Source organism: Citrobacter cronae (assembly GCF_016893685.1).
Classification (GTDB): Bacteria; Pseudomonadota; Gammaproteobacteria; order Enterobacterales; family Enterobacteriaceae; genus Citrobacter; species Citrobacter werkmanii.
Window position 1 is genome coordinate 2,939,714 of sequence record NZ_CP069763.1, and the last position, 16,577, is coordinate 2,956,290.

Genomic DNA, 16,577 nt, shown 5'->3' on the forward strand with positions numbered 1-16,577 from the left:
GAAAGTGCCACAATAGTGGCTGTTTATACAGTATTTCAGGTTTTCTCATGGCACTTACGGCTGCGCTGAAAGCGCAAATTGCCGCCTGGTACAAGGCGCTTCAGGAACAGATCCCCGACTTTATCCCCCGCGCACCGCAGCGGCAGATGATTGCTGACGTTGCGAAAACGCTCTCCGGGGAAGAAGGGCGGCATCTGGCGATTGAAGCGCCGACTGGGGTGGGGAAAACCCTGTCCTATTTAATTCCGGGAATCGCCATTGCCCGGGAAGAACAAAAAACGCTGGTGGTGAGTACCGCCAACGTCGCCTTGCAGGATCAGATCTACAGCAAAGATCTGCCGTTACTGCGCAAAATTATTCCTGACCTGCGTTTTACCGCCGCGTTCGGTCGTGGGCGCTATGTCTGCCCGCGTAACTTAGCGGCGCTTGCCAGTACCGAACCTAATCAGCAGGATCTGCTGGCTTTTCTCGACGATGACCTGACGCCAAATAACCAGGAAGAGCAAAAGCGCTGCGCCAGGCTGAAAGGCGACCTCGACACCTATAAATGGGACGGGCTGCGCGATCACACGGATATCGCTATTGATGACGGACTTTGGCAACGCCTGAGCACCGATAAGGCCAGCTGTCTGAATCGTAATTGTCACTATTATCGTGAATGTCCTTTTTTTGTCGCCCGCCGTGAGATTCAGGAAGCCGAAGTGGTGGTTGCCAACCATGCGCTGGTGATGGCCGCCATGGAAAGTGAAGCTGTTTTGCCGGAGCCGAAAAACCTGCTGCTGGTGCTTGATGAAGGACACCACTTGCCGGACGTTGCGCGCGATGCGCTGGAGATGAGTGCGGAAATCAGCGCCCCCTGGTATCGACTGCAGTTGGATCTGTTTTGTAAGTTAGTGGCTACCTGCCTTGAGCAGTTTCGCCCCAAAACCACGCCGCCGTTGGCAAATGCCGAGCGTCTGAACGGCCACTGCGAAGAACTGTATGAACTGATTTCTTCACTTAACAATATTCTTAATCTGTATATGCCTGCCACCCAGGAAGCAGAACACCGTTTTGCGATGGGTGAACTGCCAGCGGAAGTAATGGAGATATGTCAGCGCCTGGCGAAGCTCACAGAAATGCTGCGCGGTCTGGCTGAACTGTTCCTCAACGATCTCAGCGAAAAAACCGGCACTCACGATATTGTGCGTCTGCATCGGGTTATTTTGCAGATGAACCGGGCGCTGGGTATGTTCGAAGCGCAAAGCAAGCTGTGGCGGCTGGCCTCGCTGGCGCAGTCGTCAGGCGCTCCGGTGAGTAAATGGGCGACGCGTGAAGTGCGTGACGGGCAGAGCCACGTCTGGTTCCACTGCGTGGGGATCCGCGTGAGCGATCAACTGGAAAGACTGCTGTGGCGCAGCGTACCACATATTATCGTTACCTCCGCCACGCTGCGCTCGCTCAACAGCTTTTCGCGTCTACAGGAGATGAGCGGCCTCAAAGAAAAGGCCGGTGACCGCTTCGTCGCGCTGGATTCTCCGTTTAATCATGTTGAGCAAGGCAAAATTGTTATTCCTCAGATGCGCTACGAACCGTTGATAGAGAACGAAGAGCAGCATATTGCGGAAATGGCTGCCTATTTCCGCGAACAGCTGGAAAGCAAAAAGCATCAGGGCATGCTGGTGCTGTTTGCCAGCGGTCGGGCGATGCAGCGTTTTCTTGAGCACGTCGCCGATCTACGTCTGCTGTTGCTGGTCCAGGGCGATCAGCCGCGCTATCGTCTGGTGGAGCTACACCGCAAACGGGTACAAAACGGTGAGCGTAGCGTGCTGGTGGGTCTGCAATCTTTTGCCGAAGGTCTGGATTTGAAAGGCGACCTGCTGACGCAGGTGCATATTCATAAAATCGCCTTTCCGCCAATCGACAGCCCGGTAGTGATCACCGAGGGTGAGTGGCTGAAAAGCCTGAATCGTTATCCTTTCGAAGTGCAGAGTTTACCGGCCGCATCGTTTAATTTAATCCAGCAGGTCGGGCGACTCATCCGTAGCCACGGCTGCTGGGGGGAAGTCGTTATTTATGACAAGCGTTTATTGACCAAAAACTACGGCAAGCGTTTACTGAATGCGTTACCCATATTTGCGATAGAGCAACCTGCTGTGCCAGACGTTATAGTAAAACCAAAAGAAAAAGCGAAACCCACGCGCCGCCGCAGGCGTTAACGATGTGAGCAACAGCAAGGAGTTATCGATGGATTACCGCAAAATCATCAAAGAGATTGGGCGAGGGAAAAATCACGCGCGTGACCTGGATAAGGATACTGCTCGCGGACTGTATACCCATATGCTGAACGGCGATGTACCGGAGCTTGAGATGGGCGGCGTACTGATTGCGCTACGTATTAAAGGCGAGGGTGAAGCGGAGATGCTGGGCTTTTACGAAGCGATGCAGAATCATACTATTCGCTTGACGCCGCCGGTTGCTAAACCCATGCCCATTGTTATTCCCAGCTATAATGGCGCACGCAAGCAGGCGAATCTGACTCCGTTGCTGGCAATTTTACTGCACAAGCTGGGCTTCCCGGTAGTGGTGCACGGCGTCAGTGAAGATTCAACCCGCGTGCTGACAGAAACCATTTTCGAACTGATGGGCATTACGCCAACGCGGCATGCGGGGCAGGCACAGGCAAAACTCGATGGTCATGAGCCGGTGTTTATCCCGGTGAGCGCGCTGTGTCCTCCGCTGGAGAAACAGCTGGCGATGCGCTGGAGAATGGGCGTGCGTAACAGCGCGCATACGCTGGCTAAACTCGCCACGCCGTTTGCTGAAGATGCCGCGCTGCGTCTTGCCAGCGTGTCGCATCCGGAATATGTATCGCGCGTGGCGAAATTCTTTAGCGACATCGGTGGCCGTGGCCTGTTGATGCACGGTACAGAAGGCGAGGTGTATGCCAACCCGCAGCGCTGTCCGCAGATAAGCCTGATCGATTCATCCGCTGTGCGAGTGTTGCAGGAGCGTCAGAGTGAGATGCCCGACGAGCCGGTACCGCTGCCAGTGGCAAAAGATCCGGAAACTACCGCGCGCTGGATTGAACGTTGTCTGGCCGGTAGCGAGCCTGTTCCGGCCTCGTTGAAAATTCAGATGGCCTGCTGCCTGGTCGCAACCGGCGAATCTTCCTCGCTGGCTGAAGGCCTTGCTCGCGTCGGGCAAAGCTTCTAATTTTCTTGTTCCCCCCGACAGGTCATTTACCAGGCCTGTCGGTTCATCCTTTGCATCAACGTGAAATTTCTGCACGTTTATTGATCTCCTGACTGCCGTGGCGCAGCATAGTTTGTTGAAAAATAAGAAACACAACAAACACGCGACACAACAGGAGATAACAATGAACAGTGGACATCGCTTCCATGTGCCAACGCTGCACGCCTTTATTCAGGCCGTTTTTCACCAGATGGGGAGTAACGAGCAGGAAGCGCGGCTGGTGGCCGATCATCTGATTGCCTCTAACCTCGCCGGGCACGACTCCCACGGCATCGGCATGATCCCAAGCTATATTCGCTCCTTCTCGCAGGGACATCTGCAGATCAACCGTCATGCCAAAGTGGTTAAAGATGCGGGGGCGGTGATTACGCTTGATGGCGATTGCGCATTTGGTCAGGTGGCGGCGCACGAGGCAATGACGCTTGGGATTGAAAAAGCGCGCCAGTACGGTATCGCCGCCGTGGCGTTACACAATTCGCACCATATCGGACGCATTGGTTACTGGGCGGAACAATGTGCGGCGGCAGGTTTTGTCTCGGTACACTTTGTGAATGTGGTGGGCATACCGATGATCGCGCCGTTCCACGGCCACGATAGCCGTTTTGGCACCAACCCTTTCTGCGTCGTTTTTCCGCGTAAAGATACTTTCCCGTTGTTGTTGGACTATGCAACCAGCGCCATCGCTTTTGGCAAAACCCGCGTGGCATGGCATAAGGGGGAACCGGTGGCTCCGGGATGTCTGATTGATGCCGAAGGAGCGCCGACCACCGATCCTGCTGTGATGCAGGTCTCTCCGCTGGGGTCGTTGCTGACCTTCGCTCAACACAAGGGTTATGCGTTGGCGGCGATGTGCGAAATTATGGGCGGCGCGCTTTCTGGTGGTAAAACCACACATGAGGAGAGCCTGCAGACCAGTGCGGACGCCATCATTAACTGTATGACCACCCTTATTATTAACCCGGAACTGTTCGGCGCGCCGGATTGCGATAACCAGGTCGCGGCATTTACTGAGTGGGTAAAAGCGTCCCCACATGCCGATGACGCCCCGATCCTGTTGCCAGGTGAGTGGGAGGTGAATACTCGTGAGGAAAGGCTGGAACAAGGTATTCCGCTGGATGCCGGAAGCTGGCAGGCAATCTGCGAGGCGGCGTTGCAAATAGGGATGCCCGACACCGTGTTACAGGAATTCCGTCAACGGCTGAAGCACCAGGCAAAAAAAAGCCCGTCCAGTGGCGGACGGGCAAACAAAGGGTAACAAACAGGGTCAATGAGGGTTGGAGCATTGGGTCGTACAGGTAATCTTTCGGTTATTTATAGATAACCGCGGTGCCGCTCATTTTGTCGTTGCCGACAGCAGAGGTGATGTTGTAGCCCGTTGCGCCGGCAGCGGCGGCTTTCTCAGCCAGTTTTGCTTCCAGACCGTCCAGCGTGGTGGCGCCATCAGCAGATACCACACCAATTTTATTCATGCTTTGTGCCTGAGTGGAGGAAACCGGCTCGGCAGCGAAAACGCCAAATGACAGGGTAGAAAGGGCGATGGCGGCAACGGCAAATTTAATATTTTTCATGATTAATCTCTCGCAGGTTTGTTCTGTTAGTCAGTGTTCTGGTAAGAAGACGTTGTTTCGTCGATGTGAGAAGTATCACGTTTTTTTATGCGAGAGAAAATCGAATAGAATTGACGGCGTCAATCAAAAAAATTGAATGACAAATAACTTATTGAATATTAATAAATTCGAAAGAGGGATTTACAGTTCTTGTCACTGCGCTTTACAGTGAAAGCGACAACGGCACATTTTGCTACACAGCATGCGAAAAAGCGTGCTCGTAAAGGAAATTATCTGCGCTGAAACGTTTGGTAAAGATAAGTCAACGTAGCTGGCTGTCTTTCGAACCTCTGCGATTATATCCTGAAAATGCTGAGCTATGTGAATCTTTATCCTGCTGACAGGCTATGCATAAGCGTACGCCTGGCACTGCCTCACGTCTGGCCTGCGGGATAGGATTACCGCACTCTTCGCATTCATACAGACTTTCCCCGGTCGGTAATTCACCACGTGCGCGGGCAACAGCATCTTCAATAGTATTGTTGATCTGCTCGTTAACTGCGTCGTCATTTGCCCATCCGGATGCCATATGTACCTCCTGTTATTGTCTACAGAATAAGTATAGCGAATATGATGGCTGAAAAACGACCACACACCAGCGGTATCAGATTTCAGACCATTCGCGCAGGAAACTGCATTCGTGATGAATGCAGTTGGGCTGAAGTGGAGGGGTTACTTATAGATAGTGGCGCTACCGTACATCTGGTTTTTACCGCCCGCAGAGTTAACGACAAAGCCTTTTGCGCCTTGTTCTTTTGCTTTCTCTGCCAGCTTGTCTTCGAGATCGCTCAGGTTAGTGGCGCCGGTAGCGAATACTGTACCTGAGGCCTGGAGCTGACCGGTTGCTGGGCTGGTGTTGGGCTGTGCGGCAAAGGACGCAAACGTCATACCGGTTAGTACGGTAGCGGCAAGTAATGTGAGGCATTTCTTCATGGTGATATCCTCTGAGAAACAACAGGTGGTGCCTGATAAGTTTAGGCCGCCAGCGGAAGACATTAACCGCAAAAAACTGGTGATAACATGTCTGTTTTTTGAACAATCGGTAAGGCAACGTACAGGCATAAAAAATCAAATATCCTTGTTGTGTGTGTTTACCGCGTGGCGTTATGCGGGTATCTTACGCCGCTGTTAAAAGGAGAATGCTATGTCCCCCCAGAAACCGGGATTACACCCGCGTAACCGCCACAATGGCCGTTATGATCTTGCGACTTTATGCCAGGTTACACCCGAGTTGACGCAATTTCTCACCCTCACGCCCGGCGGCGAGCAGAGCGTTAACTTCGCCAATCCGCAGGCAGTGAAGGCGCTCAATAAAGCACTGCTGGCGCATTTTTATGCGGTGAAAAACTGGGATATTCCAGACGGTTTTCTGTGTCCGCCAGTTCCTGGTCGTGCGGACTACATTCACCATCTGGCCGACCTGTTAGGTGAAACGACAGGAACTATTCCGGTAAATGCGAGCGTGCTGGATGTAGGGGTTGGGGCAAACTGCATTTATCCGCTGATTGGCGTGCATGAATACGGCTGGCGATTCACCGGTAGCGAAACCAGTAGCGAAGCGTTTAACAGCGCTCAGGCGATTGTTAACGCCAATCCGGGGTTGACTCGCGCAATTCGTTTGCGCCGGCAAAAAGATGCAGCGTCAATCTTCACCGGTATCATTCATAAAAATGAGCAGTATGAAGCCACAGTATGCAACCCGCCATTCCATGATTCTGCGGCCTCAGCCCGCGCCGGAAGCGAACGTAAGCGTCGTAATCTGGGTCAGGACAAAGATGATGCGCTGAACTTTGGCGGACAGCAGCAGGAGCTGTGGTGTGAAGGCGGCGAAGTGGCGTTCATCAAGAAAATGATCGCCGAAAGCCAGGCCTTTGGCCGTCAGGTGATGTGGTTTACCACGCTGGTTTCGCGCGGTGAGAATTTACCTCCGCTGTATCACGCATTAACGGATGCGGGCGCGGTGAAAGTGGTTAAGAAAGAGATGGCCCAGGGGCAAAAGCAGAGCCGCTTTATTGCCTGGACCTTTATGGATAATGATCAGCGTCGTCGTTTTATGGCGCGTAAACGCTAGAGCGTTGGCTCCCCTGGCGGCAGTTGTTCGCTTGCCGCCGACGGAGGGCCATTCACCGGTGCAGGCAAGACCTGATACGTCTGTACCGGGGCGCGTACGTTGGCCAGATCGAAGTGTTTTTTCACCTGGCTGTCGAGCGCGAAACGTACCGTCCACTGTTTCAGCGGCAGGGTCGTAAATGAGACCCGTAGCGTGAAAGCCGTATTGGTTAACCCCACGATCCCGGCAAACGACGGCTCGCCGATAATAAGCCCGCGAATATCGTCCTTTTCCATCAGCTCAGCGACAGCGTCTTTCAACGCCTGATTGGCTTTATCCGCATCTTCATGACGGTCGACATCGTAATTGGCGACGACTGAGCCAATGCCACGCACAAAGTTGGCGAAGGTGGTTATCGATGACCAGGGAATGATATGGTACGCCCCGGTATCCTGACGCACCCCCACAGAACGAATGGACATCCTTTCAACCGTACCGGTGAGTGGACCGATAGTGACTAAATCCCCGGTGTTCATACCATTTTCGAACTGAATGAAGATCCCGGTGATAATGTCTTTTACCAGCGTTTGCGAGCCAAAAGAGATCGCCAGCCCCAGCGCCCCGGCCCCGGCCAGCAAGGGGGCGATGTTGACGCCAATTTCGGACAGCACAATCATGATAGTAATAGTGCTGATAATCACCGCCAGCGCATTGCGGAACAGCGTTAACAGCGTGCGGGTACGGGCACTGGGCAATGGGCGACCGTGTATATCGGAAGCCAGACGATTTTCAATCAGGCTGGCAAGGATCGTCCAGCCAATGGCGGAGAAGAAAAGAATCAGCGCGATACGAATCAGGATATCCACCGTTTTCTCTCCGGCGCCGTAATGCAGCCAGTTCCAGAAGTCGAACAATCCCCAGGCATTGAGCAGCAGCATCACCGCGACGCACACCGTCAGGATCCGGGCCACGCTTAACGCCGTCGACAGCCAGCCATTCAGCCGTTTTTGTAATTCCGGGTAGCTGCGCTGGGTATGTGGCGACAGGGTAATCGTTTTGGCTATCCAACGCGAAAGCATGCCGGAAACAAAGGCGGCAATGCCGATAATCACCAGGCTGCGTAACGTTGCGCCCATCATGAATTTCAGACTGTTGCCAGGGTCAAACAGCGAGAAGAAAAACAGCACAATGAAGTAAGCGCTGGCCAGCCAATGCCATACCAGCGCGAAGGCGCGGATAAACAGGCTGAAAAAGGCTAGCGATCTTTCCGCCAGATTGAGCAAATGCTGCGTGATCTCTTTCTTATTTCTGAAAATCAGATACAGCGCCCATAGCGTGATACACAGCATGATGATGACGTTTGCCATCGCACCGACCTGCACGTTGACCTGATTTGAGATAATAGGAACGGCAACAATCAGTCCGTAACCAATCAGGCTGCTTAATGAACTCAAACGGCGATTCCAGTAGCGCGCGCCGTCATCCTGAATGTTAAACGGGCGTAGCTCCGCTACCGTCGGGCAAAATATCAGACGTAAAATCGCTTTGAAGAACTCAATCAGCGCAAAGGCATTGAGGAACAGACTTTGCTGGAAAGCGATGGTGCGGCTCCCGGCGTTCATTCGATCGCTCAGAATCTGCCCTATAAACAACGTCAGCGCCAGCAGTAATAAATCGATAATAAATGCGCCGACGATCATCGCCGGAAGCTGTAGCCAGTTGCTGCGTTCGCGGTTTTTCCGTCGCGCCCATTGCCCCATTTTGCGATACAGCGGCAGCGCGCACAGGCGGATCAGCCAGTAAAACCCAAACACTGACGCTGCCAGCATTAAAAAATGGGTCAGGGCATTGGTGAAGGTTTGCGGGTTAAAGGTTTTATGCGGGGCGTCGGTGATGTTGCGGTAAAGCTGGGCAAAGCGGTCGGAAAGAACTTCACTATAGTGACGACTGACATCTGTCACGTTTTCCAACACCGTTTTTTCTTCAGTTAGCGTGGGGGGTACAATCACCGGCACGGGTTCGGGAGGAGGCGTTGCCGCGACTTTGCGCAATTGACCAATCAACTCCTGGCGCGATGCTTCATTGTCCAGTACGTCAGCCAGCGCGGCGTAAGCGGCTTTCTTTTGCTCAACATCAGGCTCTTTTGCGGGGGTGGCTTGCGGGTCGGCTGAAGTCGATGTTGTGACGCCGGGTATCGTCACCGCGTGAGACGGTATGCTCAGCAGACAAAAGAAGACCAACAGGATCCAGCGCATGACTCCTCCCATGAGAAAATAAATTCAAAAGGATAAGTATAGATGCCAGAGCGTAAGAGAATGGAAATGAGAGGATTCTGGTGAAAACCTCCCTTCGGGCGAAGGGAGGTCAATGCATCAGGAGACGTGCTGCAAGAATTCCTGTAAACGCTGGCTGGGTGGATTTTCAATCAGGGCTTGCGGATTACCGTCTTCGGCAATACGTCCCTTATCAATGAAAATCAGACGTGAGGCCACTTTTTCGGCAAAGCCGATTTCGTGGGTCACAATCACCATGGTCATTCCTTCTTCCGCCAGATCCTGCATGACTTTCAGAACTTCGTGACGCAGTTCAGGGTCAAGCGCCGAGGTTGGCTCATCAAACAGCATCATTTTCGGCTTTACTGCCAGTGCACGGGCAATAGCCACACGCTGTTGTTGACCGCCGGACAGTTCAGAAGGGTAGTGATGCGCGCGCTCGGCCAGGCCGACCTTCGCCAGCAATTCTTTCGCCAACTTCTCTGCCTGTTCTTTATTCGCCCCGCGTACGCGCTGCGGCCCAAACATGACGTTTTCCAGCGCCGTCAGGTGGGGAAACAGGTAGAACTGCTGAAACACCATCCCGGCTTCCTGGCGAATTAACCGCTCATCGACCTTGGGATCGTTGACTTTCAGACCGTCGACGATCAGATCGCCAGAGGTTATCTCTTCCAGCTTGTTAATGCAGCGCAGCAGAGTAGATTTACCGGAACCGGACGGCCCGATGATGACCACGACTTCGCCCTGCTTAATGTTCAGATCAATATTGTGCAGCACCTGGGTAGGACCAAAGTGCTTAGAAACGTTTTTAAATTCAATCACAGGATTTTCATCCTTCTTTCCAGACGACGCAGAATGAAGCTCAGCACCAGCGTAATGATCAGATAGAACACCGCAACGGCGCTCCAGATTTCCAGTGCGCGGAAGTTACCGGCAATGATTTCCTGGCCCTGGCGGGTCAGTTCAGCGACGCCAATGACGATAAACAGCGAGGTATCTTTAATGCTGATGATCCACTGGTTGCCCAGCGGCGGCAGCATACGACGCAGCGCGAGAGGCAAAATAACGTGACGGATAGTCTCTGTACGTGAAAGTCCAAGCGCCAGTCCGGCTTCACTGAATCCTTTATGGATTGAGAGCACCGCGCCGCGGGTGATTTCCGCAATATAGGCACCGGAGTTGATCATAATGGTGACAACGGCGGCGCTAAAGGGGTCAATACGTAAATCGTTAAACGCCATTGGCAGGGCGAAGTAGATAAACATCACTTGCACAACGATTGGTGTACCGCGAATGACTTCGATAAACACCAGCGCTACGTGGTTGGCTATCCAACCGCCGAAAGTACGCGCAAACCCTGCTGCAAGCCCGATTACCAGGCCGCCAGCCAGACCGAGGATCGAGATCCATAAGGTCATTTTGGCGCCTTCAATCAAAAGCGGGATGGCGGGCCAGATGGCACTCCAGTCAAACTGCATATGTCGTTCCTGTTACCGTGGTGTAAATATTCAAATGCCCGTTTTGCCAGATACGCTGTGCTTATCCGGTTACAGGTCTCAAAAATCCTGGGAAAGGCCCGGTATGCATCGCGCCACCGGGCATCACTGCCAGTTATTATTTAGGTTCAGTACCGAACCATTTTTTGTAGATCTCGTTATAAGTACCGTTCTCTTTCAGCGTTTTCAGCGCGCCGTTCACTTTCTCACGCAGGTCATTGCTGCCTTTCGGGAAGGCGATACCGTACTGCTGAGCTTCCAGCGAGTCACCTACGGCTTTGAACTGGCCGTTACCCGCGGTTTTGATGAAATAAAGAATGTTTGGCGTGTCATGCAGCACGGCGTCTGCGCGGTTGGTACCCAGTTCCATATAGGCGTTATCGATATTTGGGAACTGACGCAGGTCTTTGGTTTTGATGTTAGCTTTTGCGTAATCAACGGAACCGGTGCCGCTCTTCACAGCAACGACTTTACCATCCAGGTCTTTCACGCTTTTAACGTCGTTATTATTCGCTTTGACCATCACTAACAGACCGCTTTTGTAGTAGCCGTCAGAGAAGTCGATCGCTTTTTTACGCTCGTCGGTGATGGTGATACCCGCCAGTGCCAGGTCGACGTTTTTGGTTTGCAGAGCCGGGATGATGCCGCTGAAATCCATTGGTTTCAGTTCATAATCCAGCTTCAATTCTTTGGCGACGGCAGCCCACAGATCCACATCAAATCCAACGTATTTGTCACCCTGTTTGAATTCAAATGGAACAAACGCGGTGTCAGTTGCGACAACCAGTTTCTTATCTGCGGCATGGGAGGACACCGCAAAAGCCAGGGTAAGTGCAGCCAGTGAAACTTTTAATACAGACTTCATAGGATTTCCTTTTATATCCACGGGGCGATCCCCTGCGAGAACATATGGCTTAATGAAAAAATCGTGCCACTTTTGCAACTCATTGTTTTAAAAAGAAGGTATTTCTTTTCTCTGCACAATAAGTAGGGCAAAGCGGAGAATCTGCACTATTTTGGGGCACTCATTTGGTGCGTACCTGACACGGTGCAAACGGTATGACTATTTAGCGTAAAAATTGTTGATAAAACAATCTTTCGTTAACGATTGTGTGAGGTGATTATTACAATTAATTTACTTTGGAGTGACGAATGATCAATGTTATGCACCATAGATGTGCAAAACCCCCGCCGGAGCGAGGGTTTTATAGGTAATTCTTATGCCTACAGTTATTCAATGTTGGCTTCGATAAACCACAGGAATTTGTCGAGATCGCGTGACGCAGCGGTGAAGATATCCGCTGTATCTTCGTCTTTTGCTTCGCTAATGGCTTTACGTACGCTGTTGGCGACCACTGCATAACGATCGGCCAGCTCTTTTAAGTGGTCCTGTACGCTATGGATATCCAGCGGATAGCTTTTCAGCGGCGTTTTGCTGTTAATGACCTGGGTTGTACCCAATGCCACACCACCTAACTGTACGGCGCGCTCAGCCATGGTATCGAGATGATCGGTCAGGGCAGTACGGAAGCCATCCAGCATTTCATGGACAGCAATAAAGTTCGCGCCGCGCATGTTCCAGTGAGCCTGTTTAGTGATCAACGACAGGTCGATGAACTGGATCACTTGCTGATTCAGCAGTTCTACCGTTGCTTTCTTTTCGCTGTCTGTCACATCGTTGCGAGTATAAACGAGGGCGGATGCTTTTGTTTTTACCAGTTTTGCGGTACTCATATTTTCATATCCTCTTGATATTTATGTCCCAACTCTTCAACGGAAATAAGTATAGCGCTAATTTTGGATTTATTTTTCCGGTGTTACCTATTACTTTAATAGCGAAGAGATGAGCGGATAATAAAAATATATTGAAATCATGAGGATACATGGTTTGATTGTCATTCAATGTTATTTTTATGTTAATGTGGAAATTAAAAGAAATAGGCGAATGAGAAAAATCTATTTATTAGAAAAATTATCACGCAGATTTACAATTGGATATTCTGCATGATTATGCAAACCATGCAGAATATTAAGGGGTTAATTCACGTCAACTTGCTTAATTTGCGGTTCTTTGCGAATAGTGAGTGTAGAACCCATTGATGCGGCAATAATCGCCCCCAGGGCCAGCGTCTGGATAAGCGTTAGGGTTTCACCGAGGAAGATCATTCCCGAAACCGCAGCCAGCGCGGGTTCCATGCTCATTAACGTACCAAAAGTCCGCGTTGGCAATCGCGTTAGTGCGATCATCTCTAATGAGTAGGGGAGCGCGGTGGAGAGTACGGCCACAGCCAGGCCCAACGGCAGTATTGACCAGTGCCACAGGGCATCGCCGGCCTGAATTGCGCCAATGGGAACAAAAATCAGCGCGGCGATTAATGAACCCACCGCTACGGTTGCCGGACCGTGTTCCGCGCCGGCACGCTGCCCGGTGAGAATATAAACGGCCCAACAGGCGCCAGCTCCCAGCGCCAGCGCTGCGCCGGTTAAATCCACATGAGAAACGTCCTGGCCAAGCGGTAACAGGAACCAAAGCCCAAGAACGGCCAGCGCGACCCAAATAAAATCTACAGGGCGTCGGGATGAAAACAGCGCCACTGCAAGCGGGCCGGTAAACTCCAGCGCCACGGCAATTCCCAGCGGGACAGTCTGAATAGACAGATAAAAGAGGTAGTTCATCCCGCCAAGAGACAGACCATAAAACAGCAGCGGCAGGCGCTGTTCTTTGGCAAAACGTAAACGCCAGGGTTTAAAGAAGGCGATAAGGATGAGTGTGCCCAGTGCGAGGCGCAGCGCGGTAACGCCAGGCGCACCGACGAGAGGGAACAGCGATTTTGCCAGAGATGCTCCGCTTTGAATGGAGGACATAGCAATAAGCAAAACTAAAATAGGTAACCAAACTGGCGCTTTTCGTAACGACCCCGGCATCCTTTCTCCTGACAAATGATGGTACATCTCTTCATCTGCGCGGCGTTACGACGCGGATGGCAAAATGTATAGAAAAGTAAAACAGCGAGTGTAATGGAAATACACTCAACTGGTTGAGTATTGGTTGAAAAAAAAATTCTTCAGATCCGTACAATGGTACGAAATTGGTGGATTAATAATCTGCGTGATTAGGAATTATCTGGATGAATGTGTCGTATTGTGCGCGCAATAATGGCTCATTAGATTAAAAAAGTGGTGTAAATTGAAAGGTATAGCTGGCTTGTGAAATGTTTTGTTACATGAAAGAGCCCGTTAGACACCGCGAATCGCAAAGAGTTTCCCATTAATTTTTGTTATATTTAAAACTTAGGATTTACTTGAAGCACATTTGAGGTGGTTATGAAAAAAATTGCATGTCTTTCAGCACTGGCCGCTGTTCTGGCTTTCTCCGCAGGTACTGCTGTAGCTGCTACTTCTACCGTTACTGGTGGTTACGCTCAGAGTGATGCTCAGGGCGCAGCGAACAAAATGAACGGTTTCAACCTGAAGTATCGCTACGAGCAGGACAACAACCCGCTGGGTGTAATCGGTTCCTTCACTTACACTGAAAAAGACCGTACCGATGCTTCTGGCGACTACAACAAAACCCAGTACTACGGCATCACTGCGGGTCCGGCTTACCGTCTGAACGACTGGGCAAGCATCTACGGTGTAGTGGGTGTTGGTTACGGTAAATTCCAGAACGCAGCATCTCCGGCTGACAACCACACCACCAGCGACTACGGTTTCTCTTACGGTGCTGGTCTGCAGTTCAACCCGATCGAAAACGTTGCTCTGGACTTCTCCTATGAGCAGAGCCGTATTCGTAGCGTTGACGTTGGCACCTGGATCGCTGGCGTGGGTTACCGCTTCTAATCACTTCGGTGATATAAAAAATCCGCCTTTTGAGGCGGATTTTTTTTGCGTGTAATTTAGAGATTAACGAGATTTGGTCTCAAAGATATCGGTACCCAGATGGTTGTAATCCACCTTCTGCAGTTTGAAGTTGGTGATATACACCGGTCCGGCTTTCTTCTCTGAGATAAAACGGTAGCTGTTGGTAATTTCCTTCGCGCTGATCCCCGTCCATTGAGAGAAAAAGCTGAGGAAATCATTGGCAGAGCGACGGGCTTTGATCACCCGATGCGCTTTATCATCGCTCGACAGCACCATAAAAGGCACCTGGAAATTCTGCTGGAACCGATCGTCATGCGCCAGGTACTGCACCTCTTTTCCCCGCTCTTTAAAGGCGAGGCCATGATCGGAGAAATAGACCATCGAGAAGCTATTGCCGCTGTTACGTAATTGCTCGTAAAGCTGGCGCAGCAGGTCATCCGTCTGCGTCATGGTGTACAGATAACAAGATGTCTCTTTTGACTGAACGAAGGTCTCGTATTTTCCTTGCGTACGGTCGCAGGCCTGGGGATGTGAACCCATTAAATGCAGCACGATGAGCTGCGGCTGAGTGCGCTCGGTTGCCAGCACCTGGGCGGTCATCTTTAAAAGTTCTTCGTCACGGGTATTTTTATCCGCTTCGAAATCACCATTTTTGAGGAAGTGCACTTCATCAGCCCGCTTTGCGATACTGGCGATAGCCGTATCGTATTCACCAATCTGCCCCTGATTGGAAAACCACCACGTCTGGAATCCCGCGCGGTTAGCCAGAGTGACAAAGTTATCCTGGAACTGCGGCTTATTATCAACGACCCGATTAAGCGTTAAGCCAAGCGATTTTTGCGTTGAACCGCTTGCGGCAATGTAATCTGCGAACAGATAGCCGTTAACGGAACTGGCAAACGGGGTGTTATCCCAGTGACCACCAAACGCGCCTAATGCATCGCGGCGGGCGCTTTCACCAATGACCACGACATAGGTGTGATACTTTGGCTTCACGGCGGTTACTGTCCAGCTGTCTTTCACACTCGACAGCTTCGCCATGCGCTCCTGTTCATCGAGCACTTCGTTATTATTGACGATCACGTCTTTGGCGAAGCGGAAAACCGGATAACCGGTGTCCTTAAGCTTGAACACGCCGCCCCAGGCCAGGTTTTGTACCGGGGTAACAAAAAACGCGATGACGCTAAACAACAAACACAGACTGTCGTACTTATTCCAACTGCGCTTCTGCGCTTCTTTTTTACGGCGTACGGCGATAACGCCGAGGGCAAAAATAAATACCCCAACCAGATAATTGTACCAGGGGAAGATGGTCAGGATCTCGGTGGACTCTTCCATATTGGTTGAATGCAGCGCCAGCAACGTATTGAAGTTAGGCGAACCGTAAGCCTGACCAAACGGAAAGTACATTGCCGCAATAAGTGAGCAAATGCCGATCAGCACTTTCTGCGCGCGCGGCGCGCTGCGCCACAGCAGTATTAATATACAGGTGAAAGCAACGCTGTAGAGCAAGCTAAGCGGATAGCCCAACGCCAGGTTGATCAGCATAGACTGTAAGAAATAGAGGCCAGTCCACGGACTAATGGCCCGGCTACGAGCAATGATTGAATCTTTGAGGGTTAAATTCATACGCCACTAATGCAAAAACGCCATGTGCTTACCCTGGCGTTAAGGGTCATTGCCTGCCTGAGAGAGCGAGAAGAGGGATAGGGTCCGCATCCGCGAGCCGCAATATACGCAGGGCTGCGAAAAGATAGAGTGTGCATGAGAGAAGGTCAACTACTACAAGGAAATTGTTTTGCGAGAGAGGTGGCAAAACTGACAAAAAGCAGGGTTATTGGGACGAAAAACACTACTGTACCCAGATGACAGCAGGGAAAGGAAGCGGCGTACCGCGACGCCGCATTATTTTTCTGAAGGTTTATCCTGCTCTGGTTTGCTGTTGATCATGTCACACAGCATAGAGATCAGCATCAACCGTACTTTAAAGGGAGAATGGCTAAACACGCGTATACACCTCTTAAATTCATTCATATAAACCTCCTGACTTCACGAT

The 16,577-nt window shown here is 51.3% G+C and carries 16 protein-coding genes; 5 read left to right on the top strand and 11 right to left on the bottom strand.

Features of this window, described 5'->3' with window-relative positions; translation table 11 throughout:
• The first annotated feature begins 47 nt into the window (after nucleotides 1–47).
• The 3 genes from dinG (at nucleotide 48) to JSN25_RS12620 (ending at nucleotide 4,489) form a co-directional block, all read left to right on the top strand.
• A complete protein-coding gene (gene dinG, locus JSN25_RS12610) occupies nucleotides 48–2,198 on the top strand; it encodes an ATP-dependent DNA helicase DinG (RefSeq protein ID WP_204524982.1) in 2,151 nt (716 codons plus the stop codon).
• A 28-nt stretch (nucleotides 2,199–2,226) separates the two neighbouring features.
• Nucleotides 2,227–3,195, top strand: a complete 969-nt coding sequence (ybiB, locus tag JSN25_RS12615) for a DNA-binding protein YbiB (RefSeq protein ID WP_204524983.1) — start codon at nucleotides 2,227–2,229, stop codon at nucleotides 3,193–3,195.
• A gap of 163 nt (nucleotides 3,196–3,358) precedes the next feature.
• The gene (locus JSN25_RS12620; RefSeq protein ID WP_204524984.1) at nucleotides 3,359–4,489 is read left to right on the top strand and encodes a malate/lactate/ureidoglycolate dehydrogenase; all 1,131 of its coding nucleotides are present in this window, start codon (nucleotides 3,359–3,361) and stop codon (nucleotides 4,487–4,489) included.
• Between the two features lie 52 nt (nucleotides 4,490–4,541).
• Here the strand turns inward: JSN25_RS12620 and ybiJ are convergent, their stop codons facing one another.
• From ybiJ to mcbA, 3 genes are all read right to left on the bottom strand, one after another.
• Nucleotides 4,542–4,802 carry a DUF1471 family protein YbiJ gene (ybiJ, locus tag JSN25_RS12625; protein ID WP_006685371.1) on the bottom strand — a complete coding sequence of 87 codons (261 nt, stop codon included), beginning with the start codon at nucleotides 4,800–4,802 and terminating at the stop codon, nucleotides 4,542–4,544.
• A 301-nt stretch (nucleotides 4,803–5,103) separates the two neighbouring features.
• Nucleotides 5,104–5,370, bottom strand: a complete 267-nt coding sequence (locus tag JSN25_RS12630) for a DksA/TraR family C4-type zinc finger protein (RefSeq protein ID WP_150344823.1) — start codon at nucleotides 5,368–5,370, stop codon at nucleotides 5,104–5,106.
• Nucleotides 5,371–5,513: 143 nt separating this feature from the next.
• Nucleotides 5,514–5,774, bottom strand: a complete 261-nt coding sequence (gene mcbA / locus JSN25_RS12635; RefSeq protein ID WP_069323210.1) for a DUF1471 family periplasmic protein McbA — start codon at nucleotides 5,772–5,774, stop codon at nucleotides 5,514–5,516.
• Nucleotides 5,775–5,985: 211 nt separating this feature from the next.
• Between mcbA and rlmF the strand changes: the two genes are divergently transcribed.
• Nucleotides 5,986–6,912, top strand: a complete 927-nt coding sequence (rlmF, locus tag JSN25_RS12640; RefSeq protein ID WP_087857593.1) for a 23S rRNA (adenine(1618)-N(6))-methyltransferase RlmF — start codon at nucleotides 5,986–5,988, stop codon at nucleotides 6,910–6,912.
• Here the strand turns inward: rlmF and ybiO are convergent.
• The 6 genes from ybiO to rhtA form a co-directional block, all read right to left on the bottom strand.
• Nucleotides 6,909–9,146 carry a mechanosensitive channel protein gene (ybiO, locus tag JSN25_RS12645; protein WP_038639109.1) on the bottom strand — a complete coding sequence of 746 codons (2,238 nt, stop codon included), beginning with the start codon at nucleotides 9,144–9,146 and terminating at the stop codon, nucleotides 6,909–6,911. The genes rlmF and ybiO overlap by 4 nt on opposite strands.
• 117 nt (nucleotides 9,147–9,263) lie before the next feature.
• Nucleotides 9,264–9,986 carry a glutamine ABC transporter ATP-binding protein GlnQ gene (gene glnQ, locus JSN25_RS12650; protein WP_042309588.1) on the bottom strand — a complete coding sequence of 241 codons (723 nt, stop codon included), beginning with the start codon at nucleotides 9,984–9,986 and terminating at the stop codon, nucleotides 9,264–9,266.
• Nucleotides 9,983–10,642 carry a glutamine ABC transporter permease GlnP gene (glnP, locus tag JSN25_RS12655; protein WP_006685364.1) on the bottom strand — a complete coding sequence of 220 codons (660 nt, stop codon included), beginning with the start codon at nucleotides 10,640–10,642 and terminating at the stop codon, nucleotides 9,983–9,985. The genes glnQ and glnP overlap by 4 nt, the downstream gene beginning before the upstream one ends.
• Nucleotides 10,643–10,778: 136 nt before the next feature.
• The gene (gene glnH, locus JSN25_RS12660) at nucleotides 10,779–11,525 is read right to left on the bottom strand and encodes a glutamine ABC transporter substrate-binding protein GlnH (protein WP_038639115.1); all 747 of its coding nucleotides are present in this window, start codon (nucleotides 11,523–11,525) and stop codon (nucleotides 10,779–10,781) included.
• A gap of 365 nt (nucleotides 11,526–11,890) precedes the next feature.
• On the bottom strand, nucleotides 11,891–12,394 hold the full coding sequence (dps, locus tag JSN25_RS12665) for a DNA starvation/stationary phase protection protein Dps (RefSeq protein WP_038639118.1): 504 nt from the start codon (nucleotides 12,392–12,394) through the stop codon (nucleotides 11,891–11,893).
• Nucleotides 12,395–12,697: 303 nt separating this feature from the next.
• Nucleotides 12,698–13,585, bottom strand: coding sequence for a threonine/homoserine exporter RhtA (gene rhtA / locus JSN25_RS12670; RefSeq protein WP_042309586.1), 888 nt, complete (start codon nucleotides 13,583–13,585; stop codon nucleotides 12,698–12,700).
• Between the two features lie 399 nt (nucleotides 13,586–13,984).
• Between rhtA and ompX the strand changes: the two genes are divergently transcribed.
• The gene (gene ompX, locus JSN25_RS12675; protein ID WP_003035257.1) at nucleotides 13,985–14,500 is read left to right on the top strand and encodes an outer membrane protein OmpX; all 516 of its coding nucleotides are present in this window, start codon (nucleotides 13,985–13,987) and stop codon (nucleotides 14,498–14,500) included.
• A 63-nt stretch (nucleotides 14,501–14,563) separates the two neighbouring features.
• Here the strand turns inward: ompX and JSN25_RS12680 are convergent, their stop codons facing one another.
• On the bottom strand, nucleotides 14,564–16,150 hold the full coding sequence (locus tag JSN25_RS12680; RefSeq protein WP_085047461.1) for a phosphoethanolamine transferase: 1,587 nt from the start codon (nucleotides 16,148–16,150) through the stop codon (nucleotides 14,564–14,566).
• A gap of 276 nt (nucleotides 16,151–16,426) precedes the next feature.
• Complete coding sequence (gene mntS, locus JSN25_RS12685; protein WP_003831584.1) at nucleotides 16,427–16,555, bottom strand: manganase accumulation protein MntS; 129 nt, start codon at nucleotides 16,553–16,555, stop codon at nucleotides 16,427–16,429.
• Nucleotides 16,556–16,577: the final 22 nt, after the last annotated feature.

Excerpts from the sequence above, each read along its gene's own strand:
- dinG (WP_204524982.1), top strand. The coding sequence starts at position 48 with ATGGCACTTACGGCTGCGCTGAAAGCGCAAATTGCCGCCTGGTACAAG.
- ybiB (WP_204524983.1), top strand. The coding sequence starts at position 2,227 with ATGGATTACCGCAAAATCATCAAAGAGATTGGGCGAGGGAAAAATCAC.
- JSN25_RS12620 (WP_204524984.1), top strand. The coding sequence starts at position 3,359 with ATGAACAGTGGACATCGCTTCCATGTGCCAACGCTGCACGCCTTTATT.
- ybiJ (WP_006685371.1), bottom strand. The coding sequence starts at position 4,802 with ATGAAAAATATTAAATTTGCCGTTGCCGCCATCGCCCTTTCTACCCTG.
- JSN25_RS12630 (WP_150344823.1), bottom strand. The coding sequence starts at position 5,370 with ATGGCATCCGGATGGGCAAATGACGACGCAGTTAACGAGCAGATCAAC.
- mcbA (WP_069323210.1), bottom strand. The coding sequence starts at position 5,774 with ATGAAGAAATGCCTCACATTACTTGCCGCTACCGTACTAACCGGTATG.
- rlmF (WP_087857593.1), top strand. The coding sequence starts at position 5,986 with ATGTCCCCCCAGAAACCGGGATTACACCCGCGTAACCGCCACAATGGC.
- ybiO (WP_038639109.1), bottom strand. The coding sequence starts at position 9,146 with ATGCGCTGGATCCTGTTGGTCTTCTTTTGTCTGCTGAGCATACCGTCT.
- glnP (WP_006685364.1), bottom strand. The coding sequence starts at position 10,642 with ATGCAGTTTGACTGGAGTGCCATCTGGCCCGCCATCCCGCTTTTGATT.
- glnH (WP_038639115.1), bottom strand. The coding sequence starts at position 11,525 with ATGAAGTCTGTATTAAAAGTTTCACTGGCTGCACTTACCCTGGCTTTT.
- dps (WP_038639118.1), bottom strand. The coding sequence starts at position 12,394 with ATGAGTACCGCAAAACTGGTAAAAACAAAAGCATCCGCCCTCGTTTAT.
- rhtA (WP_042309586.1), bottom strand. The coding sequence starts at position 13,585 with ATGCCGGGGTCGTTACGAAAAGCGCCAGTTTGGTTACCTATTTTAGTT.
- ompX (WP_003035257.1), top strand. The coding sequence starts at position 13,985 with ATGAAAAAAATTGCATGTCTTTCAGCACTGGCCGCTGTTCTGGCTTTC.
- JSN25_RS12680 (WP_085047461.1), bottom strand. The coding sequence starts at position 16,150 with ATGAATTTAACCCTCAAAGATTCAATCATTGCTCGTAGCCGGGCCATT.
- mntS (WP_003831584.1), bottom strand. The coding sequence starts at position 16,555 with ATGAATGAATTTAAGAGGTGTATACGCGTGTTTAGCCATTCTCCCTTT.